The organism is Mesorhizobium sp. CNPSo 4670 (genome assembly GCF_057784235.1).
Window position 1 is genome coordinate 34,920 of record NZ_JBWJFQ010000032.1, and the last position, 19,912, is coordinate 54,831.

Annotated in this window: 19 protein-coding genes; 12 read left to right on the top strand and 7 right to left on the bottom strand. The window is 64.5% G+C overall.

What is annotated here, in order from left to right:
* Nucleotides 1–55: 55 nt before the first annotated feature.
* The 3 genes from AC0ZT5_RS33130 to AC0ZT5_RS33140 all read left to right on the top strand — a co-directional run bounded on the left by AC0ZT5_RS33130 (nucleotide 56) and on the right by AC0ZT5_RS33140 (nucleotide 3,859).
* The gene (locus tag AC0ZT5_RS33130) at nucleotides 56–1,444 is read left to right on the top strand and encodes a M16 family metallopeptidase (protein WP_488499864.1); all 1,389 of its coding nucleotides are present in this window, start codon (nucleotides 56–58) and stop codon (nucleotides 1,442–1,444) included.
* A gap of 298 nt (nucleotides 1,445–1,742) precedes the next feature.
* The gene (locus AC0ZT5_RS33135; protein WP_488499865.1) at nucleotides 1,743–2,993 is read left to right on the top strand and encodes a M16 family metallopeptidase; all 1,251 of its coding nucleotides are present in this window, start codon (nucleotides 1,743–1,745) and stop codon (nucleotides 2,991–2,993) included.
* A complete protein-coding gene (locus AC0ZT5_RS33140) occupies nucleotides 2,990–3,859 on the top strand; it encodes a patatin-like phospholipase family protein (RefSeq protein WP_488499866.1) in 870 nt (289 codons plus the stop codon). The genes AC0ZT5_RS33135 and AC0ZT5_RS33140 overlap by 4 nt, the downstream gene beginning before the upstream one ends.
* Before the next feature lie 125 nt (nucleotides 3,860–3,984).
* Here the strand turns inward: AC0ZT5_RS33140 and AC0ZT5_RS33145 are convergent, their stop codons facing one another.
* Nucleotides 3,985–4,527, bottom strand: a complete 543-nt coding sequence (locus AC0ZT5_RS33145) for a dihydrofolate reductase family protein (protein WP_488499867.1) — start codon at nucleotides 4,525–4,527, stop codon at nucleotides 3,985–3,987.
* A 220-nt stretch (nucleotides 4,528–4,747) separates the two neighbouring features.
* Between AC0ZT5_RS33145 and AC0ZT5_RS33150 the strand changes: the two genes are divergently transcribed.
* Entirely contained in the window at nucleotides 4,748–5,650 is a 903-nt protein-coding gene (locus AC0ZT5_RS33150) for an HNH endonuclease (protein ID WP_488499868.1), read from the top strand.
* A 36-nt stretch (nucleotides 5,651–5,686) separates the two neighbouring features.
* Here AC0ZT5_RS33150 and efp read toward each other — a convergent pair whose 3' ends face one another.
* Entirely contained in the window at nucleotides 5,687–6,256 is a 570-nt protein-coding gene (gene efp, locus AC0ZT5_RS33155) for an elongation factor P (protein WP_095085972.1), read from the bottom strand.
* Nucleotides 6,257–6,369: 113 nt separating this feature from the next.
* Between efp and epmA the strand changes: the two genes are divergently transcribed.
* Nucleotides 6,370–7,437 (top strand): EF-P lysine aminoacylase EpmA, encoded by a 1,068-nt coding sequence (gene epmA, locus AC0ZT5_RS33160; RefSeq protein WP_488499869.1) that lies wholly within the window; start codon nucleotides 6,370–6,372, stop codon nucleotides 7,435–7,437.
* Here epmA and AC0ZT5_RS33165 read toward each other — a convergent pair.
* From AC0ZT5_RS33165 to AC0ZT5_RS33180, 4 genes are read right to left on the bottom strand one after another with little or no spacing between them, the layout of a single operon-like run.
* Nucleotides 7,434–8,261, bottom strand: coding sequence for an ABC transporter permease (locus AC0ZT5_RS33165; protein WP_488499870.1), 828 nt, complete (start codon nucleotides 8,259–8,261; stop codon nucleotides 7,434–7,436). The two genes, epmA and AC0ZT5_RS33165, sit on opposite strands and share 4 nt — an antisense overlap.
* A gap of 2 nt (nucleotides 8,262–8,263) precedes the next feature.
* Nucleotides 8,264–9,544 (bottom strand): ABC transporter permease, encoded by a 1,281-nt coding sequence (locus AC0ZT5_RS33170; RefSeq protein WP_488499871.1) that lies wholly within the window; start codon nucleotides 9,542–9,544, stop codon nucleotides 8,264–8,266.
* A gap of 2 nt (nucleotides 9,545–9,546) precedes the next feature.
* On the bottom strand, nucleotides 9,547–10,599 hold the full coding sequence (locus AC0ZT5_RS33175) for an ABC transporter substrate-binding protein (protein ID WP_488499872.1): 1,053 nt from the start codon (nucleotides 10,597–10,599) through the stop codon (nucleotides 9,547–9,549).
* Between the two features lie 6 nt (nucleotides 10,600–10,605).
* Entirely contained in the window at nucleotides 10,606–11,769 is a 1,164-nt protein-coding gene (locus AC0ZT5_RS33180) for an ABC transporter ATP-binding protein (RefSeq protein WP_488499873.1), read from the bottom strand.
* A 309-nt stretch (nucleotides 11,770–12,078) separates the two neighbouring features.
* Between AC0ZT5_RS33180 and AC0ZT5_RS33185 the strand changes: the two genes are divergently transcribed.
* Nucleotides 12,079–13,467: an aminotransferase-like domain-containing protein gene (locus AC0ZT5_RS33185; protein WP_488499874.1), complete on the top strand. Its 1,389-nt coding sequence runs from the start codon at nucleotides 12,079–12,081 to the stop codon at nucleotides 13,465–13,467.
* A gap of 10 nt (nucleotides 13,468–13,477) precedes the next feature.
* The gene (locus AC0ZT5_RS33190) at nucleotides 13,478–14,731 is read left to right on the top strand and encodes an NAD(P)/FAD-dependent oxidoreductase (protein WP_488499875.1); all 1,254 of its coding nucleotides are present in this window, start codon (nucleotides 13,478–13,480) and stop codon (nucleotides 14,729–14,731) included.
* A 33-nt stretch (nucleotides 14,732–14,764) separates the two neighbouring features.
* Here the strand turns inward: AC0ZT5_RS33190 and AC0ZT5_RS33195 are convergent, their stop codons facing one another.
* On the bottom strand, nucleotides 14,765–15,181 hold the full coding sequence (locus AC0ZT5_RS33195; RefSeq protein ID WP_488499876.1) for a VOC family protein: 417 nt from the start codon (nucleotides 15,179–15,181) through the stop codon (nucleotides 14,765–14,767).
* A 165-nt stretch (nucleotides 15,182–15,346) separates the two neighbouring features.
* On the opposite strand from AC0ZT5_RS33195, the gene AC0ZT5_RS33200 reads away from it, so the two are divergent.
* The 5 genes from AC0ZT5_RS33200 to waaA all read left to right on the top strand — a co-directional run bounded on the left by AC0ZT5_RS33200 (nucleotide 15,347) and on the right by waaA (nucleotide 19,912).
* Entirely contained in the window at nucleotides 15,347–16,690 is a 1,344-nt protein-coding gene (locus tag AC0ZT5_RS33200; protein WP_488499877.1) for a TldD/PmbA family protein, read from the top strand.
* Entirely contained in the window at nucleotides 16,677–17,480 is an 804-nt protein-coding gene (locus AC0ZT5_RS33205) for a 3'(2'),5'-bisphosphate nucleotidase CysQ (protein ID WP_488499878.1), read from the top strand. The genes AC0ZT5_RS33200 and AC0ZT5_RS33205 overlap by 14 nt, the downstream gene beginning before the upstream one ends.
* A 76-nt stretch (nucleotides 17,481–17,556) precedes the next feature.
* Nucleotides 17,557–17,802 (top strand): DUF4170 domain-containing protein, encoded by a 246-nt coding sequence (locus tag AC0ZT5_RS33210; protein WP_457151737.1) that lies wholly within the window; start codon nucleotides 17,557–17,559, stop codon nucleotides 17,800–17,802.
* A 5-nt stretch (nucleotides 17,803–17,807) separates the two neighbouring features.
* Nucleotides 17,808–18,599 carry a lysophospholipid acyltransferase family protein gene (locus tag AC0ZT5_RS33215; RefSeq protein ID WP_477290928.1) on the top strand — a complete coding sequence of 264 codons (792 nt, stop codon included), beginning with the start codon at nucleotides 17,808–17,810 and terminating at the stop codon, nucleotides 18,597–18,599.
* Nucleotides 18,596–19,912, top strand: coding sequence for a lipid IV(A) 3-deoxy-D-manno-octulosonic acid transferase (gene waaA, locus AC0ZT5_RS33220; protein ID WP_488499879.1), 1,317 nt, complete (start codon nucleotides 18,596–18,598; stop codon nucleotides 19,910–19,912). The genes AC0ZT5_RS33215 and waaA overlap by 4 nt, the downstream gene beginning before the upstream one ends.

The following is a 19,912-nucleotide window of genomic DNA, read 5'->3' on the forward strand; positions in this document are numbered from 1 at the left end:
CTTTGCTTGTCGCCAGCACCTTGCCTATCGTCCCGCCTGGAAATCGGAGCCATTGATGACATCTAGGGTTGAGTGGCTGCGCGGAACGCTGCTGGCGACATCGCTGGCTTTCACCATGACCGGCCCGGTGCTGGCGGACAGCACCGTGTTGCCCAACACGACGCCGAACGCGTTCAAGGTGACGGATTTCCTGCTCGACAACGGCATGGAGGTCGTCGTTATCCCCGACCATCGCGCGCCGATCGTCACCCACATGGTGTGGTACAAGATCGGCAGCGCCGACGAACCGCCTGGCAAATCCGGCATCGCCCATTTCTTCGAGCATCTGATGTTCAAGGCGACGACCCACCATGTGGCCGGCGAGTTCGACCGCGCCATCTCCGACATCGGCGGCTCCAACAACGCCTTCACCTCCTACGACTACACTGCCTTCCACGAGACGGTGGCGCCGTCGGCGCTCGAGCTCATGATGAGTTTCGAGGCCGACCGCATGCGCAACCTCATCCTCACCGACGACGTCATCAAGACCGAACGCGACGTCATCCTCGAGGAGCGCCGCTCGCGCATCGACAACAATCCCGAGGCGGTGCTGGACGAGGAAGTCGACGCCACGCTGTGGCAGAACCAGCCTTACCGCATCCCGGTCATCGGCTGGATGCAGGAGATGGAGCAACTGAACCGCACCGACGCCACCGCCTTCTATGACAAATATTACCGGCCCAACAACGCCGTGCTGATCGTGGCCGGCGATGTCGAACCCGACACGGTGCGGGCACTGGCCGAGAAGACCTATGGCAAGGTGGCGCGCGGGCCCGATCTGCCGCCGCGCATCCGTCCGGTTGAACCCGAGCAGAACACCAAGCGCACGGTCACGCTCTCCGACGCCCGCGTCAGCGTGCCGAGTTTTTCCACGCAGTGGGTGGTGCCGTCCTATCATTCCGGCAAGCCGGGCGAGGCGGAAGCGCTCGACCTGCTGGCCGAGATCCTCGGTGGCGGCAACCGCAGCCGGCTCTACCAGGCACTCGTCGTCCAGCAAGGCATCGCGTCCAACGCCGGCGCCTATTTCCAGGGCACCATGCTGGACGACACCAATTTCACCGTCTATGGCGCCCCACGCGGCGACGCCAAACTCGCCGATGTCGAAGCGGCAGTCGATGCCGAGGTGGCGCGCATCGTCAGGGACGGCGTCACGTCGGGGGAGCTGGAAAAGGCCAAGGACCGTTATGTGCGTTCGATGATCTTTGCCCGCGACAAGCAGGAGTCCATGGCCAACATCTATGGCTCGACGCTGGCCACCGGCGGCAACGTGCAAGACGTCCAGCAATGGCCGGAGCGCATCCGCAAGGTCACAACAGAAGAGATCAAGGCTGTCGCTGCGCGCTATCTGGTGCTCGACCGGTCGACGACCGGCTATTTGCTGCCGCAAGTCAAGGCGGAGAACTGATTTGATGACGAACCAGCACCGCCACGCTTTCCCTCCTCCCCTTGTGGGGTCCGAAGGACGGAGCGAGACCCGTGGCTCGCCCCAGAGCGGTGGCCGAGCGCAGCTCGGTCGGATGAGGGGTGCTCCCGCTTGGCACCGTCCGTACTCTGTCCAACACCGCTCGACCGTCTCGGCGCTGCGCGCCGATCCACCTTCTCCGGCAAGGGGAGAAGGAAAAACCCGGCGCGCTGCCGCAGCGCTTGCGACCCTTTTCCTCTCCATCCTCTTCCTGATCCTGCCGGCACTCACGGCGCGCGCGATGGACATCCAGTCCGTTACCTCGCCAAAAGGCATCAACGCCTGGCTGGTCGAGGATTATTCCGTGCCGGTCGTCGCGATCCGCTTCGTCTTCGGCGGCGGCTCGACGCAGGATCCGGTCGGCAAGGAGGGCCTGGCGAATCTAATGACCGGCCTGTTCGACGAAGGCGCCGGCCCGCTCGACAGCGAAGCCTTCCAGATCAGGCTCGACGATGCCGGCGCCGAGATGAGCTTCGACGAGAGCCGCGACGGCATCTACGGCTCGATGCGCATGCTGGCCGAGCAGCGCGACGAGGCGTTCGACCTGTTGCGACTGGCGGTCAATGAACCGCGCTTCGACCAAGCGCCGATCGACCGCATCCGCGCCCAGATCCTGTCCGGCATCATCGCCGGCGAGAACGATCCCGATACGGTCGCGCAGGACAAATGGGCGCGCGCACTCTATGGCGATCATCCCTATTCCCGCTCAGACCAGGGCACCAGGCAGAGCATCGCCACCATCACGCCCGATGATTTGAAAGCCTTGCACAAAGCGGTGTTCGCGCGCGGCGGCCTGCATGTAGCTGTGGTCGGCGCCATCGACCCCGAGACGCTGAAGAAGAAGCTCGACATGGTGTTCGGCGACCTGCCGCAGAATCAGGCGCTGAGGCCGGTGGCCGATATCGACCCGAAGCTGGCGCAGCATGTCGAGGTCGATTACGACCTGCCGCAGACCTCGCTGCAGCTCGCGTATCCCGGCGTGAAGCGCAAGGCGCCGGATTTCTTTGCTGCCGTGCTGATGAACGAGATCCTTGGCGGCGGCACCTTCACCTCGCGCCTGTTCCAGGAGGTGCGTGAAAAGCGCGGGCTGGCCTACAGCGTCAACTCCTCGCTGATCAACCAGGATCACGCCGACGCACTGGTCGTCAGCACCGGGACCCGGTCGGACCGGGCGGCCGAGACGCTGGGCATCGTCCGCGGCGTGGTCAAGCAGCTGGCCGAGGAAGGCCCGACCGAGGCTGAGCTGGCGGCGACCAAGAAATACATGATCGGCGCCTACGCCATCAACAATCTGGACTCTTCGAGTTCCATTGCCTCGACGCTGGTCGAGCTGCAGCTCGACGATCTCGGCATCGACTACATGCAGCGCCGCGCCGGCTACATCAACGCGGTGACGCTCGATCAGGTCAAGGCGGCGGCGAAAAAGCTGCTGTCGGCCGAACCAACCATCATGGTCATCGGACCGAAACTGGCCGGGGCCGGCAAGGGATGAGCCCAACCTTCGGCATCGCCTTCGGCGGCGGCGGCGCGCGCGGGCTGGCGCATATCCACGTCATCGAGGCGCTGGACGAACTCGGCATCCGGCCGGTGGCAATTGCCGGCTCGTCGATCGGCGCCATCATGGGCGCCGGCATGGCCTCCGGCATGACCGGCAAGGACATCCACCACTATGCCCGCTCGATCCTCGGCCGCCGCGCCGAAGTGGCGAGCCGCATGTGGCGGGCGCGGCCGGGCACCATCGCCGAGGCCATGCAGAACGGTATCCGCGTCAGCCAGTTCAATGTCGAGCGCATCCTGAAGGCTTTTTTGCCCGAGGCCATCCCCGAAACCTTCGCCGAGCTCAAGATCCCGCTGAAGGTGACGGCGACAGATTATTTCGGCCACAAGCTCGCCGTGTTCGACGACGGCGACTTGCACTCGGCGCTGGCCGCCTCGGCGGCGATCCCCGCCGTGTTTCGCCCGGTGACACGCGACGGAAGGCTGCTGATCGACGGCGGCATTTATAACCCCGTGCCGTTCGACCTCATCGAGAACGACGCCGACATCATCATCGGCGTCGACGTCGTCGGTGCGCCGGAAGAAGCCGACCGCAGGCATCCGACCTCCGTCGACCTGATGTTCGGCGCCACGCAACTGATGATGCAATCGATCATCGCCAACAAGCTGAAGCAGTGCAGCCCCGACATCCTGGTCCGCCCGGCAGTCTCGAAATACCGCGTGCTCGATTTCCTGAAGATCGACACTTTGATGAACGATACGGCCGACATCAAGGACCAGCTGAAGCGGGAGGTGGAGCGGGTGGTGGAGGCTAGGAATGGCGCTGCCGTTAAGGGGAGGCGGAGGAAGAAGGCCGGGTAGGGCGACGCGACGTCGGCAATTGGTCGTCTAAAGCATGTCGCCCAAAAGTGGCCCCGGTTTTGGGACAACGACATGCATGAAAACAAGGACTTAAAGTCGAGCGCTGTCGTCATCCACGAAGCCAACTATGACTTTGCCGCCACCGGCACATATTCCAGCGCCACCACGCCGTTGCTGAACGGCGTCGCCGAAATCAGCTCGAGCGCCACTGGCTCGCCGACGGGGAACAGCGGCTTGCCCTGTCCGACGGCGCCGGGGTAGCTGAGCAGCCTGACGCGATCGACCAGGCCGTGGCGCAGCAGTTCCTGCGCTACGCTGAGGCTGCCATGCACATAGATGTTGCCGCCGCTGCCTTGCTTCAGCGCCCTGACCGCTTCCGGCAGGGCTCCCTTCAGCAATTCGGCCGGCTCCCAGTCGAGTGCCTTCAGGCTGGTCGACGCGACATATTTCGGCAGCGCGTTGAACCGGTCGGCAAAATCCCCGGTTTCCTTGGGCCACGAGCCGGCAAAGATCTCATAGGTCGTGCGCCCCAAAAGCATGGCGCCGCTGTCGGCAAGCTCGTCCGCCTTGAACCTGTTCATCTCGTCGTTCCAGGTCACGCCGGGCAGCTTCTCGACCTCGGCAATGCCATCGACGCTGATGAATTCGGTGACGATGAGTTTTCGCATGGCGTTCTCCTTCTTCCGTCAGAGGACGAATCGCGCGAGCCTTCTGCGACACGCTTCGTGAAAAATATCGCGGCGCTTTGTCTGAGGGCAGCTTTCAGCGCGAGCTTACGAAAGACCGATTCCATGGGAAAAGTTCGATCGGCCTGGACTAAACCCCCAAGATCGGATTTTGGTGGTACATCGCAAGCAGTTATTCCTAAGAACGCATTGCAGGAAGATCATGGGGTTTGGGGTCTTCATCCACCGCTCGGATTCGATCTATGATGACAGCCCCGCTGAGCAATATCAGTTTCCGAGCCAGTATCTGCGCCGTGTGGAAGCATGTCTTGGCGATTGGATCATCTACTACGAACCTAGCAAGGTAGATGACACCCGTGGCTATTTCGCCATAGCCAAAGTCCAGCAGGTTATTTCAGACCCTGTGGCGCCTGGCATGTACCTCGCATTGATCGAGCCCGGATCCTATCTCGATTTCGCCAATTATGTTCCGTTTAGCGGGGTGGACGGTCTCGTTGAGCGCGGCCTACTCAACGATCAAGGGCGGATTTCCGGTCGCGCCCAATCGGCGGTCCGTCCACTCAGCCGAAGCGACTTCAACCGCATTGTCGATTTGGGTCTAGGCACGAGCGACTCTTTGCTACCGCGCGTCGATGAGATTGGTACATCTGTCGGCGGCTTCCAGGATGAGCAGGTTCTATTTCTGTTCGAGCAGAACCGCGATCGTGTGAGTTACATCGGGTCGCGAATCGTGCGCGACCGCATTTTCCGTCGTATCGTCTTACGCGCCTATGATGAGCGCTGCGCGATCACGGGTCTCAAGCTGATAAATGGCGGTGGCCGGGCAGAGGTTTCTGCCGCGCACATTCGACCGGTCGAGGCGAACGGACCTGATGTCGTAAACAATGGGATCGCACTGTCCGGTACTGCGCATTGGATGTTCGATCGCGGATTAATCAGCTTGTCCGATGATCTGGAAATCCTGATCTCACGACAGGTCAACGACCCCGACAGCGTGCATGGGTTCATAAACAAGTCGCGCCGCGCGCTTCCGCCTCGTCGACAACTCGAACGCCCACACCCTCATTTCCTGCAATGGCACCGAGAGAACTGCTTTAAGCAGTAAGATAGCCCAAAGGGCTAATGAGCGAAGGCGCCGCCCTCAGTCCTTCGCGCGCTCCACATAAGCCCCGTCCGCCGTCATCACCACCACGCGGGTGCCGGGGGCGATGTGTGGCGGCACCAGGGTGCGCACGCCGTTGGAGAGCACGGCCGGCTTGTAGGACGACGAGGCCGTCTGTCCCTTGGTCGTCGGCTCGGTTTCGACCACTTCGAAGGTGGCTCGCTGCGGCAGCACCAGGGAAATGGCAATGCCATTGAACTGTGACAGCTGCACGGCCATGCCTTCCAACAGGTAAGGCGCCATGTCGCCGACCACGGCTTCCGACACCGCCACCTGGTCGTAGCTTTCCGGATTCATGAAATGATAGCCTTCGCCGTCGGCGTAAAGGAAGGTGTGCTCGCGCTCCTCCACATAGGCGCGCTCCACCTGCTCGGTGGTGCGGTAGCGCTCCGAAACCTTCACCCCGTCGCCGATGCGGCGCATGTCGAGCTGGGTCACCGGCGTGCCCTTGCCTGGGTGGATGTTTTCGGCAAAGAGGATCACATAAAGCTTGCCGTCCTTGTCGACGACATTGCCTTTACGGAGCGAACTGGCGATGACTTTCACCACGGCTTACAATCCTGAAATGGTTGATTGGTACAAATCGGCTTCAGCAGCCGTCCGCTGCGAACTAGCGCATCTTGGCCGCAACCGCCAGCCCCATTCCATATGATCTGAACCCCATGAACGATACGTCGCCCGATGCCTCGCCCTGGTGGACGCCGCATGTCCACGCCGACCGCCGCCCGCGGCTGATGCTGCGCAACGCCATCGCCGCCAGCCTGCGCGACTGGTTCGCCCGCCACGACTTCGTCGAAGTGGAGACCGCGGCCTTGCAGGTCTCGCCCGGCAACGAGGCGCATCTGGCGGCTTTCGCAACGGAGGTGGTCGGGCCGGACGGTGCGCGGTCGCCGCTTTATCTCCACACCTCGCCGGAATTCGCCTGCAAGAAACTGCTTGCCGCCGGCGAACAGCGCATTTTCAGCCTCGGTCCGGTCTACCGCAACCGCGAGCGCGGTGCCTTGCACCATCCCGAATTCACCATGCTCGAATGGTACCGGGTGGGCGAGGCCTATGAGAGCCTGATGCAGGATTGCGCGGCCCTTCTGGCGCTGGCCGCGACAAGGGCAGGGGCGACGCGTTTTTCCTTCCGGGGCCGCGATTGCGATCCGTTTGCGGAGCCGGAACGGCTGACGGTGGCGGACGCTTTTACCCACTATTCCGGCATCGATCTGTTGGCCACGGTCGCCGCCGATGGCGGCACCGACCGCGACGCGCTTTATGCCGCCTTGACCCGGGCCGGCCTGCGCACCGCGCCCGACGACAGCTGGGCCGATTTGTTCAGCCGGGTGATGGTGGAAAAGGTCGAACCGTTGCTCGGGCAAGGACGGGCGACCATCCTGTGCGAATATCCGCTGGCCGAGGCGGCATTGGCGCGGCCGAGCCCCAGGGATCCACGCGTCGCCGAGCGCTTCGAGCTTTATTGCTGTGGCGTCGAGCTCGCCAACGGCTTTGGCGAGCTGACCGATGCCGACGAGCAGCGCCGGCGTTTCATCCTCGAGATGGACGAGAAAGAGCGCATCTATGGCGAGCGTTATCCGCTGGACGAGGATTTTCTCGCCGCCCTTGCCATCATGCCGCAGGCCAGCGGCATCGCGCTCGGCTTCGACCGCCTGGTGATGCTGGCGACCGGTGCGCAGAAAATCGAGGATGTCATCTGGACGCCTGTTGCGGCCCCGGACCAGGCTTAAGCGTTCGTAACCGGCCGCCGCTGGCTGCGCCGCGACAGAAGATTGGCGACGACCAGCAGCACGATGGAAAGCCCCATCATCAGCGTCGCCGCGGCGGTGATCGCCGGGGACAGTTTTTCGCGCAGGCCGATGAACATTTCGAGCGGCATGGTGCGCTGGTTGGCGCTGGCCAGGAACTGCACCACCACCACCTCGTCGAACGAGGTGACGAAGGCGAATGCAGCACCCGAAAGCACGCCGGGCAGGATCAGCGGCAGCATCACCCGGAAGAAGGAGGTCACCGGTTTCGCCCCGGAGATGGCAGCGGCGCGCATCAGGTTGCGGTCGAAGCCGGTCAGGCTCGCGCCCACGGTGACGACGACAAACGGGCTGGCAAGCGCGGTGTGCGCCAGGATGATGCCGGCATAGGTGCTGGCCAGGCCGACGCGGGCGTAGAACAGATATGATCCGACAGCGGTGATCACCACCGGCACGATCAGTGGCGACAACAGCAGCGGCATGACGATGCGACGGCCGGGGAATTTGTCATCGGACAGCGCGATTGCGGTGAGCGTGCCCAGCGCCGTCGCGATCAGCGTCGTGCCGAAGGCGACGATCAGGCTGTTGCCGATTGCCGCCTGCCAGCGCTGGGTGCCGAGCACGACCTCGTACCAGCGCGTCGAAATCCCCTCCAGCGGAAAGATGAAGAAGGTACCGCTGTTGAACGACAGCGGCACGGGGATCAGGATCGGAACGATCAGGAACAGGATGACCAGGCCGCACCACAGCCACAGCAAGCCGATGCGGATGCGTTCGCCGACTGTGGGGTAGGGGGACAACAACATGGCTACACCAGCTTGAGGCGGTCGAGGCCGAGGATGCGGGCGAAGATGCCGAACAGCGCCAGCGTGAAGACGAGCAGGATGAAGCTGAGAGCCGCTGCCATCTCCCAGTTCAGCTCGACATTGACGTAGTTGGCGATGAAATTGCTGATCAGCTGGTCGCTGGCGCCGCCGATCAGCGCCGGAGTGATGTAGTAGCCGAGGCACAGGATGAAGGTCAGCAGGCAGCCGGCCATGACGCCGGGAAAGACCTGAGGCAGGTAGACGCGCATGAAGGCGGTGAAAGGCTTTGCGCCGAGCGAATAGGCAGCCTTCATCTGCGACGGCTGGATGGTGCGCATGACGCTGTAGATCGGCAGCAGTGTGAACGGCAGTTGGATGTGGGTCATGGCGATGATCAGGCCGATGCGGCTGTACATCAGGTCGAGCCGGGCGTCAGCGACGCCGAGCCACAACAAAAGGTCGTTGACCAGGCCGAATTTCTGCAAGAGCACCGTCCAGGCTGCGGTGCGCACCAGGATCGATGTCCAGAAGGGCAGAAGCACCGCGACGATGAGGATGGCGGCGAGGCCCTTCGGCACGCTGGCGATGAGATAGGCCAGCGGAAAGCCCAGGATCAGCGTCGCCAGCGTCACCGCGGCGGCGACGAAGAACGTCCGCATGAACACCTGGAGGAAGATCGCCTGTTCGACCGGCACGCGCTCGATGCCGCCATCATTGTTCCAGCGCAGGTCAAGCGCGCTCATGAGATAGAACGAGGTGACGCTGTGGGTGCCGTTGGCAATCGCCGGCCAGGTGCCGGGCTGCGACCAGAACGGCACGGATTTCATCACCTCGAGCGGCGGCTTGTCGCCGGCGCCTTCCAATTGACGAACGGTTTTGAGGACCTGGCTGCGCGCGCCGGGCAGGCGTGCGTTCAGGCTCTTGGCAAGTTCATAGGCGGTGCCCTTGGCCTGGCTGCCTCTGAGGTCCGACGCCAGCGCTGCGAAGGCCGCGTCGTCGGGCAGGCCCTGGCCGTTCCAGCCGCTGAGCGCCTGCGTCGTCTGCGGCAAGGCATTGGCAATCGTCGGGTCGTAGACGGCACGCGACAGAAGCAGGACGATCGGAATGCCGAAGCTCAGCGCCAGGAGCACCAGCAGCGGCGCGGCCAGCGCCAGCGAGCGAAGCCGGTCGCCGAAATCGGCCCGGCGAAGCGCCGCCGACGCCGACTTGAAGTCGGCGTCGGCGGCTGACCGGCCACGGGCCAGCGGAGGCCGGTCGAGTTCGCTGGGCTGGAGCGCCGACATCGTTACTGCGCGAGCCAGGCGTTGAAGCGCTTGACCAGGTCCTCGCCATAGTCGCCCCAGAACTCGGTGTCGGCGACGAGGTAGGCGCCGGCCAGATGGTCGGGCGCGTTGGGCAATTTCGGCAAGGCATCGGCCGCGACGAAGGACGCCGCATCGGTGCGCACCGGCCCGTAGGTGATGTAGCTGGCGAGCTTGGCGTTGTTTTCCGGCTGGCTGATATAGGCCAGATATTTGTACGCCAGATCCGGGCTCTTGGCGCCCTTGGGAATGGCGATCATGTCGTATTCGAGGATCTGGTTGTTCCAGACGATCTTGAACGGCTTCTTGTCGGTGTCGATGGCGTTCTGGATGCGGCCGTTCCAGGCCGTCGTCATCACCACTTCCTGCGAGGCGAGAAGCTGGGCAGGCTGCGCGCCGGCATCCCACCAGACGATGTCCTTCTTGATCGTGTCGAGTTTCTTGAAGGCTCGGTCGACGCCTTCGGGCGTGCCCAGCACCTTGTAGACATCGGCCGGTGCGACGCCATCGGCCATCAGTGCCCATTCGAGGTTCTGCGCCGGGAATTTGCGCATCGCGCGCTTGCCCGGAAACTTCTTCGTGTCGAACAGGTCGAGCACCGAGGTCGGCGCCTCTTTCAGCACGGTCGGATCGTAAGCCAGGATGTCGCCATAGGCATCGAGGCCGACGCCGCAGTCGAGCGCCGACCCTTCGATGAACTTTTCGCGCGGCGCGATCTTGGAATAGTCGAGACGCTCGAGAATGCCGGCATCACAGCCCTGCAGCACGGTCGCGGTCTCCACCGTCACCAGGTCGATCGGCACGTTGCCGGTGTCGACCATGGCTTTGACCTTGCCGAGATCGCCGAGATATTCCTGCTCGACGATCTTGGTTCCGGTTTCCTTGCTGAACGGCTCGAACCACGCCTTGCGTTGCGCATCCTGCCAGGCGCCGCCGCTGGCCATGATCGACAACTCGTCGGCGACGGCGGCATGTCCTATCGCCATCCAGGCGATGGCCGCCGCGAGCGCGAGCAGCCGGGTCTTCGTGGTCTTCATCTGGTATTACTCCCCTGTTGTTTTTGACTTCGATCCGCCCGTTCCGGCATCGGCCGGAAAGGCGCGGCAATCACCGAGCGTCCAGGAAACCATCACCGGCTCCCCATTCGCCATGGTCGCTTCCGGACCGACCTTGACGGTCAGCACTTGTCCATTTTCGAGCCTGGCTAGCAGCCTTTGGTGGTCGCCGAGATAGATGCGGCCATCGACCGTCGCCGCCAGCCTGTTTTCGGCGTGCCCGCCGGCTGCGAGGCTGAGCCGCTCGGGGCGGATGGCGACATGGCAGGCAGCACCATCCGCGACGCCGATGGCTTGCGCGGTGATTGCACCGCCGCCATCCAGCGCGATGCGGCATTCCTTGCCGATTACCCGCTCGACCTTGCCAGCCAGCGTGTTGTTCTCGCCGATGAAGCTCGCCACGAACGAGCTCTGCGGCGTGTTGTAGAGATCGTCGGGTGAGCCGAGCTGGGCGATGCCGCCATTGTTGAAGACGGCGACGCGATCCGACATGGTCAGCGCCTCGCTCTGGTCGTGCGTGACATAGACGATGGTGACGCCGAGCATCGTGTGCAACTGCTTGATCTCGAGCTGCATGTGTTCGCGCAGCTTCTTGTCGAGCGCGCCGAGCGGCTCGTCCATCAGCACCAGACTCGGCTCGAACACCAGCGCGCGTGCCAGCGCCACGCGCTGCTGCTGGCCGCCGGAAAGCTGGGCCGGCCGCCGGTCGCCGAACTGCTTGAGCCGAACCATGTCCAGCGCGCGGCTGACGCGGGAAGCGATGTCCGGCTTGTCGATCTTGCGGACCGAGAGCGGGAAGGCGACGTTCTCTTCCACGCTCATGTGCGGGAACAGCGCGTAGTTCTGGAACACCATGCCGATGTTGCGCTCATAGGGCGGCAGCCGGTCGACCGAGCGGCCCTCCAGCGTGATGACGCCGTTGGTCGGCCGCTCGAAACCGGCAAGCATGTTGAGCGTCGTCGTCTTGCCGGAGCCGGAGGGGCCGAGAAGGGTGAGGAACTCGCCGCGTGCGACACTGAGGTTCAGCCGCGTCACCGCGAAGGCGCGGCCGTCATAGGATTTCTCGACGTCGACGAACTCAACGAATCCCTGGCGGTCGGCATCGGCGCCAGGCCCGGCGCTTTCGACCGACAAGGGTGCCGCCTTGGTCATCACCGGCAGGTTTCCCCTATACGGCTACAGGGGCTGTGAGTCGAAAGGAGCTGTTGCTTGTCGTGCATGTCGGGTCTCGCATCGCGCTGGCCGCGCAAAGGCGGCTATCCGAACTTGTATGCTCACACAATCTATGTCTGATGGACCATAGATGCAGACAAGTTTGCCCGTCAAGCGGCTTTTTACGTGATTGTGTGAGTTTTATGCAGTCATGTTTTGAAATTGAGGTCAGACAAGTGCTATTGTCCGGAGCATTGTCTTATGCTAGATGCGCCGGTAGCCAGATCGTATCAACCCACCGAAAGCCGCATGCTCCAAGACCTCCAACTCGCCTCGGATGAAGGTCCGGTCTATCGCCGCCTTGCCGATGCGATTGCCGAACGCATCGCTGCCGGCACGCTCGCCGTCGGCGACCGGCTGCCGCCGCAGCGCGAGATCGCTCGGGCGCTGGGCATCAACGTCACCACGGTGACGCGCGCGCTGTCGACGCTGCAGCAGCGCGGCCTGCTCGAAGCGCGGCCGGGGCGCGGCACCACGGTCGCGGCCCGCGACGCCGGCGAGAGGCCGGGCTTCGTCTCGGCGCCGAGCGACGACACCGGCGTCATCGACCTTTCCGTCAACCGGCCGGCCACATCCGCCTATCTCGACGCGCTGGCGCTGCTTATGCCGCGCCTGTCGAAGGATCGCCATTACCCGACCCTGCAAGACTACCATCCGCCCGAAGGGCCGCCATGGGCGAGGGCGGCGATCGCCGAATGGATGCGGCCGGTTGCCGGCGACGGCGATCCCGGCCGCGTGGTGCTGGCGGCCGGCGCCCAGCATGGGCTGGACTGCGTGCTCTGCGCGGTGACCAGGCAGGGCGAGGTCGTTCTCGCCGACGAGGTCACCTATCAGGGCATCAACGCGCTGTGCCGCGTGCATGGACTGGATCTCAGGGGCATCGGCATGGACCGCGGCGGCATGCGGCCCGACGCATTCGAGGCAGCCTGCGCGCAACAGCGCCCGCGCGCTGTGTTCCTGGTGCCGACGCTGCACAATCCGACCACGATCACGCTCAGCGAACAGCGCCGGCACGAACTGGTGGCGGTCGCCCGGCGTCACAACGTCCTCATCATCGAGGATGACGTCTATCGCCCGCTGGCGGACAATCCGCCCCCATCGCTGGCCAGCATCGAGCCCGAACTTACCGTTCATATCGGCGCCTTGTCGAAATGCCTGGCGCCAGGTCTGCGCCTCGGCTTCGTAATCGCGCCACGCACCATAGCCGGCCAGGTCGCGGCGGCCTTGCGCATCAACTGCTGGAGCATCAGTCCGTTGACGGCGCTGATCGGCACGCGGCTGATCGAAGAAGGCGCGGCCGCCCGCATCATCGAGGCCCAGAAGCAGGAACTGCGCCAGCGCCAGGCGCTGCTGAGCGAAATCCTCGGTCGCTACGATGTCCAGAGCCATGCCACCTCGACCCATGCCTGGCTGCGCCTTCCCGAACCCTGGCGCGGTGCCGGCTTCGCCCAAACCTGCCTGGAGCGCGGCGTGGCCGTCCTTCCGGGCGATGCCTTCGCGGTCGGCCGCGAACCGGTGCAGCACGGGGTGCGCATCAATGTCGGCGCCGCCCGTTCGCTGGACGATCTGCGCACCGCGCTGACCACGATGGCCGATCTGCTCGCGGCCGGCCATTTGCAACTGCCAGGCTTTGTTTAGGAACCCTAGATTGTCAGCTTCTTCCGAGACGGTCGAAATCGCCATCGTCGGCGCTGGTGTGGTCGGGCTGGCGACGGCGCTCCGTCTTGCCGCCGAGGGGCGCGAAGTCCTGCTCATCGATCCCAACGAGCCCGGTTCCGGCGCCTCGTTCGGCAATGCCGGCACGATCGCCGAATACGCCTGCATGCCGGTTGGCAATCCGGCCGTGCTGCGCGCGCTGCCGAAACTGCTGCTCGATCCCGACAGCCCGTTTTCGCTGCGCTGGCCGGCGCTGTTGCAACTGGCGCCATGGCTGGTCAGCTTTGTCAGACAATCGCTGCCGGCGACCACCCGTGCCAATGCGCAGGCGCTCGCTGGATTGCTCGCCGACGCCTTGCCGGCCTGGGAAGAAATGGTGACGGAGGCCGGTCTGCAGGACCTCTTGCGCCGCAATGGCTGCCTTTACCTCTATCGCCGCGAAAGCGATTTTGCCGCTGGGGCTGGCGGCCGGGCAATGCGCGCCGGATTTGGTGTCCACCAGGAGATTCTGACGCCAGATGAAGTGGCGGCACTCGAGCCCGGGCTGCCGGCAAGCGGGACGCGTGGCTTGTTCTTCCCGGATTCCACGAACGTCACCGATCCGAAGGCGGTGATGCAGCGGCTGTTCGGTGCAGCAATCGCCCGCGGTGCATCGGTAACACAAGCGACAATTACTGGTTTGCAGGTCGAGACCGGTGCTGTCCGGCTCAGCGGTGCCGGCTTCAGCATCAAGGCGGGTACGGTGGTGATCGCCGCCGGAGCACGGTCGCGCGCCCTGGCCGCTCTGGCGGGCAACGATGTCCCGCTCGAGACCGAGCGTGGCTATCACTTGGAATTCCGGACCGACGCACAGTTGCTGACCCGGCCTGTCTGTCCCGTCGATCTCGGTTTCTACATGACGCCGATGGCCGGCCGGCTGCGGATCGCCGGAACCGTCGAACTCGGCGGGCTTGCCGCGCCGCCAAATCCACGCCGGCTGGCACTGCTCGATCGCGGCGTCAGGCAATTCTTTCCCAAGCTAGGCTCACCTTCCTCGGAATGGCTCGGCTTTCGCCCGTCGCTGCCGGATTCCCGGCCAGTCATCGGCTCTTCGCGGAACAGCCCGCTCGTGATCCATGCGTTCGGCCATGGCCATCTCGGCTTGACGCTCGCCCCGATCACGGCGCGCCTGGTCGCTCAGTTGATCGGCGGACGCGGCGACCCGGCGCATTTGGCGCCCTTTGCGGCGGATCGTTTCGGCCGCTGATCGACCGGATCAGAATCCGGCTGCTGGTTCCTGCTAGTGTGCGAAAACCTGCTCCAGCGAGCGAAAGCCCTTGAATTCCAGCGCATTGCCGGAGGGATCGCGGATGAACAGCGTCGCCTGTTCGCCGGGCTCGCCCCTGAAGCGGACCATTGGCCGTTCCAGCCAGTCGATATCGTCGCGCGCCTCCAGCCGCGTCGCCAGTCGCTGCCAGTCGTCCATCAAGAGCACGGCGCCGAAATGCGGGATCGGCACGACGATGCCATCGACCTTGCCGTCGCTGGTGGCTGGCGTGGCCTGTGGCCGCAGATGCGCCGACATCTGGTGGCCGAAAAGGTCGAAATCGACCCAGGTCGCCGATGAGCGGCCGATCGCGCAGCCCAGCACCTCGCCATAGAAAACTCGGGTTTCATCGAGATCACGGACCGGGAAGGCGAGATGGAAAGGCGTCATCGAAAATGCTCCGAGCGGGCTGCGGGCCGGGTTACCATGCCTCGGTTGGCGATGTGAACCGTGAACCGATGCATTTTGATTGAAGCCCATGCCATTGCACAAGCCGGACCGGAACAATAGATGGTGGCTGCGGCCAAAGCTCGCCGCGCCAGCAGGATCACGCGCATGACCGATATTACAGATGCAGCAAAATTGACCGATCGCGTCGCGGCTTTGGTCGAAGCTGCCAAGAAGGCTGGCGCCGATGCCGCCGACGCGGTCGCCGTGCGCAGCCGCTCGACCGGTGTGTCGGTGCGGCTCGGCAAGGTCGAGGGTACCGAATCGGCCGAGAGCGAGGATGTCTCGCTGCGCGTCTTCGTCGATGGGCGGGTGGCCAGCGTCTCGGCAACCGCGGCATCCGATCCGGCAAGCCTGGCCGGGCGTGCAGTGGCGATGGCGAAAGTGTCGCCGCAGGACCCCTATCAGGGGCTGGCCGACCCGGCATTGCTGGTGAAACAGACGCGCGATCTCGACCTGTTCGACGCCACCGAGGTGTCGGCCGATCAAATGAAGGATGCAGCACTTGCGGCGGAAGCGGCGGCCCTTGCCGTCAAGGGCGTGACCAATTCGGCCGGAGCCAGTGCCGGTGCCGGTCTCGGCGGCTTAGTGCTGGCCACCTCGCACGGCTTCCTCGGCCACTATGTCGGGTCGCGTTTCTCGCGCTCGGCCAGCGTCATTGCCGGCGAAGGCACCGGCATGGAGCGCGACTATGAATTCTCCTCGCGCCAGCATTTTGCCGATCTCGATGCGCCTGAAGACATCGGCCGCAAGGCCGGCGAACGTGCCGTGCGCCGCATCGGCGCGCGCAAGGCGGCGACCGGGCCGATCGACGTTGTGTTCGACCCGCGCGTCGCGCGCGGCATCGCTGGCCATCTTGCCGGCGCCATCAACGGCGCCTCCGTCGCGCGCAAGACGTCGTTCCTGCGCGACATGATGGGCAAGCAGGTGGCCGCCTCCGCGATCACCGTCACTGACGAGCCGCTCAGGCAGCGTGGCCAGGCCTCGCGTCCGTTCGATGGCGAAGGCATCGAGGGTGAGAAGCTGTTCATGGTCGAAAAAGGCGTTCTCAACCACTGGTTCCTGTCGACATCGGCCGCGCGCGAGCTTGGTCTCGTCACCAATGGGCGCGGTTCGCGCGGCGGCTCGTCCGTCTCGCCGTCCTCGACCAATCTCGCCATCGAACCGGGCGAACGGTCGCCCGAGGATTTGATCAAATCGCTCAAGACCGGCTTCTACGTCACCGAGGTGTTCGGCCAGGGCGTCGACATGGTCACCGGCGAATACAGTCGTGGCGCCTCCGGCTTCTGGATCGAAAATGGTGCGCTGGCCTATCCCGTCGCCGAGGTCACCATCGCCTCGAACCTGAAGACCATGTTCCTCAACATGGTGGCGGCTGATGACCTCGACCGCAATTTCGGCACCGCCGCCCCAACGCTCCTGATCGAAGGCATGACCCTTGCCGGAGCATGACCTGATCTCTGCCAGTGCTACCGAGGATTTGCCGTTGCTGCGCGATGCCGCCCGCGAGGCCGGGATCATCGCCATGCGCTACTTCGGCAACAACCCGCAAGTCTGGATGAAGGGCGGCACATCGCCGGTCAGCGAGGCCGACCATGCCGCCGACGCCTATTTGCGCCAGACGCTGCTTGCGGCGCGGCCCGACTATGGCTGGCTGTCGGAAGAAACGGCCGACGATCCGGTTCGGCTTTCGGCGCGCCGCACCTTCGTCGTCGACCCGATCGACGGCACGCGTGGCTTCCTGGAAGGCCAGCGCACCTGGTGCGTCAGCGTTGCCGTCGTCGAGCGTGGCCGCACGCTTGCCGGCGTGCTGGAATGCCCGGCGATGGATGAGACCTATTGGGCGCTGCCCGGAGAGGGCGCTTTCCGCAACGGCAAGCGCATCGCGGTGCGCAAGCTGGCGGATACGGCCGAGATTTCCGGGCTGAAGCAGTTGACCGACCTGATGCCTGCCGACTGGCAGGCGCGACTGAAGCGGGCGCCCTACAGCCCGTCGCTCGCCTATCGGCTGGCCATGATCGCCAATGGCGCGCTGGATGCCACTTTCGTCAAGCCGAACGCGCATGACTGGGATATTGCCGCCGCCGATCTCATTTTGCGCGAGGCCGGCGGCCAGTTGCTCGACCGGCATGGCCGCTCGCCGCTCTATGCCGGCGAGGTGACCCGCCACGGCGCGCTCGCCGCCGGCAGCGGTGAACTGCTGGCCGTGCTCGCCGCCGTCATTGCCGGGCTGGATGGGTGAAAGCGTTTTCGAAGGTTCCAAAGTCGACGGCTTTGGTCTAGACCTGTCACAAACTCACGATATGTGAAGGACCGACATGGCCGCGGAAGACGGAAAAAAGCAGCTTTTGCACCTGGTGTTTGGTGGCGAGCTGACGAAGCTTGGCGGCTCCGAGTTCCGCGATCTCGACGGGCTCGACATCGTCGGCATCTATCCGGACTATCAATCCGCGCACACGGCGTGGAAAGCCAAGGCGCAAGCCAGCGTGGACAATGCCCACATGCGTTATTTCGTCGTTCATCTGCACCGGCTGCTGGACCCCGACAACAAGGCTGTCGGTTGACCTCGATGGAGCAAGACCTGGCGAAAGAGCCAGCCACTGAACCCACGCCCGCGCGCAGGGGGCGCAGCCGCACGACCAAGGCCTTCTGGCGCAGGATTCGCGAACCGCTGGCGCAGTCGCGATTCGTCAAGAACGCCATCGCCAGCCTGTTCGCCCAGTTTGTGCGGTTGGTGCGCCTGACCAATCGCGTCGTCGATGGGTCGGCGCGGTTTTCGAGCAGCGCCTATGCCGAATTCGAGCCCGGCATCATCGCCCTGTGGCACGGCCAGCACCTGTTGACCCCAGCCTACTATCCCAGGCGCAAGCCGCTGGTCGCCATGGTCTCGCGCAGCGCCGATGCCGAGCTCAACGCGCTGATGCTGGGGAAATTCGGCATCGAGGCGGTGCGCGGTTCGGGCGGGCGTGAAAATGCCAGACATCTCGACAAGGGCGGGGCAAAGGCGCTCATCGCCCTGAAAAAGTCGCTCGCCGCCGGCAAGAACGTCGCCATGATCGCCGACATTCCCCACGGCACGCCGCGTGACGCGGGGCTTGGTATCGTTCTCCTGGCACGCCTCTCCGGCCGGCCTCTGCTGCCCGTCGCCATCACCACCAGCCGCCGTAAGGTGCTGGAGAAGAGCTGGGACAAGACCACCATCAACCTGCCGTTCGGCCGCTCGTCGATCGTCATCGGCGCGCCGATCTTCGTGCCGACCGGCGCCGACGAAGCCGAAATGGAGCGCAAGCGCCAGGAAATCACGGTCGCGCTCAACGCGGCGACCGCCGAGGCCTACCGTCTCGTGGATGGTCCGCGATGAGCGGTCGCTGGGCGCGAACCATGTTGACGGCATACCGTTTCGCCGGTGCCGCCGCCTATCCGCTGGTTGGGCCCTATGTCGCCTGGCGCACCTCGCGCGGCAAGGAAGACCGCAGCCGCCGCCGGGAGCGCTACGGCGTCGCCGGCCGACCGCGCCCCGAGGGGCCGATGATCTGGATCCATGCGGCGAGCGTCGGTGAGACCCTGGCCGTCGTGCCGCTGGTCGAAAGCATTCTCGATTACGGCGTCAACATCGTGCTGACGACCGGCACGGTGACCTCGGCGCAGGTCGTCGACGAGCGCCTCGGCGATCGCATCATCCACCAATATGTCCCGCTCGACCTCAAGCCGGCGGTCAGCCGGTTTCTCGATCACTGGCAGCCGGATCTGGCGATCATCGCTGAATCCGAGATCTGGCCGATGACCATTCTTGAGCTTGGCGCGCGCCGCGTGCCGCAGGTGCTGGTCAACGGCAGGCTGTCCGACCGTTCGTTCACCTCGTGGAAGAAACGCGCCAACATCGCCGAGGCGCTGTTCGAGAATCTCGCCCATGTCGTTGCCCAGTCCGATGTCGATGGTGAGCGCTTCCTTGCGCTCGGCGCCCGCCCGGTGACCGTGTCGGGCAACCTCAAGGTCGATACCTTGCCACCGCCCGTCGACGAACGGGTGCTGGCGACCCTGCGGCGTCAGATCGGCGCCCGCCCGACCTGGGCGGCGATCTCGACCCATGATGGCGAAGAGGTGGTCGCCGCCGAGGTCCATGCGACGCTGCACAAACGCCATCATGGTCTTCTGACCATCGTCGTTCCGCGCCATCCCGATCGCGCCGAGGCGCTTGCGGCACAGATTTCGGGCATGGGCCTGACGGTCGCGCGGCGCAGCACGGGTGACAGGATCGCCGCCGACACCGATATCCTGCTCGGCGACACGATCGGCGAGATGGGGCTCTATCTCCGGCTGACCGAAATCGCCTTTGTCGGCCGCTCGCTGACCTCGGAGGGTGGCCAGAACCCGCTCGAGCCGGCCATGCTCGATACGGCGGTTCTTGCCGGGCGCAATGTGCAGAATTTTCGTGAGGCCTACCAGCGCCTGCTCGACAGCGGCGGCGCCAAGCTGGTGCGCGATCGCGACATGCTGGCCGGCGCCGTCAATTTCCTGCTGACCAATGAAGTGGCGCGTCACGAGATGATGGCGGCTGGCGTGGCGACCGTCGACGAGATGCGCGGCGCGCTGGCGCGCACGCTGAAATCGCTTGAACCCTACATCCAGCCTCTGGTCATCAAGTCGCGCCTGAAGGGCGCGGACGGGCGCTAA

What these genes read in the sequence shown, in the direction of transcription:
- AC0ZT5_RS33130 (WP_488499864.1), top strand. Translation starts at nt 56, where the DNA reads ATGACATCTAGGGTTGAGTGGCTGCGCGGAACGCTGCTGGCGACATCG.
- AC0ZT5_RS33135 (WP_488499865.1), top strand. Translation starts at nt 1,743, where the DNA reads ATGGACATCCAGTCCGTTACCTCGCCAAAAGGCATCAACGCCTGGCTG.
- AC0ZT5_RS33140 (WP_488499866.1), top strand. Translation starts at nt 2,990, where the DNA reads ATGAGCCCAACCTTCGGCATCGCCTTCGGCGGCGGCGGCGCGCGCGGG.
- AC0ZT5_RS33145 (WP_488499867.1), bottom strand. Translation starts at nt 4,527, where the DNA reads ATGCGAAAACTCATCGTCACCGAATTCATCAGCGTCGATGGCATTGCC.
- AC0ZT5_RS33150 (WP_488499868.1), top strand. Translation starts at nt 4,748, where the DNA reads ATGGGGTTTGGGGTCTTCATCCACCGCTCGGATTCGATCTATGATGAC.
- epmA (WP_488499869.1), top strand. Translation starts at nt 6,370, where the DNA reads ATGAACGATACGTCGCCCGATGCCTCGCCCTGGTGGACGCCGCATGTC.
- AC0ZT5_RS33165 (WP_488499870.1), bottom strand. Translation starts at nt 8,261, where the DNA reads ATGTTGTTGTCCCCCTACCCCACAGTCGGCGAACGCATCCGCATCGGC.
- AC0ZT5_RS33170 (WP_488499871.1), bottom strand. Translation starts at nt 9,544, where the DNA reads ATGTCGGCGCTCCAGCCCAGCGAACTCGACCGGCCTCCGCTGGCCCGT.
- AC0ZT5_RS33175 (WP_488499872.1), bottom strand. Translation starts at nt 10,599, where the DNA reads ATGAAGACCACGAAGACCCGGCTGCTCGCGCTCGCGGCGGCCATCGCC.
- AC0ZT5_RS33180 (WP_488499873.1), bottom strand. Translation starts at nt 11,769, where the DNA reads ATGACCAAGGCGGCACCCTTGTCGGTCGAAAGCGCCGGGCCTGGCGCC.
- AC0ZT5_RS33185 (WP_488499874.1), top strand. Translation starts at nt 12,079, where the DNA reads ATGCTCCAAGACCTCCAACTCGCCTCGGATGAAGGTCCGGTCTATCGC.
- AC0ZT5_RS33195 (WP_488499876.1), bottom strand. Translation starts at nt 15,181, where the DNA reads ATGACGCCTTTCCATCTCGCCTTCCCGGTCCGTGATCTCGATGAAACC.
- AC0ZT5_RS33200 (WP_488499877.1), top strand. Translation starts at nt 15,347, where the DNA reads ATGACCGATATTACAGATGCAGCAAAATTGACCGATCGCGTCGCGGCT.
- AC0ZT5_RS33210 (WP_457151737.1), top strand. Translation starts at nt 17,557, where the DNA reads ATGGCCGCGGAAGACGGAAAAAAGCAGCTTTTGCACCTGGTGTTTGGT.
- AC0ZT5_RS33215 (WP_477290928.1), top strand. Translation starts at nt 17,808, where the DNA reads ATGGAGCAAGACCTGGCGAAAGAGCCAGCCACTGAACCCACGCCCGCG.
- waaA (WP_488499879.1), top strand. Translation starts at nt 18,596, where the DNA reads ATGAGCGGTCGCTGGGCGCGAACCATGTTGACGGCATACCGTTTCGCC.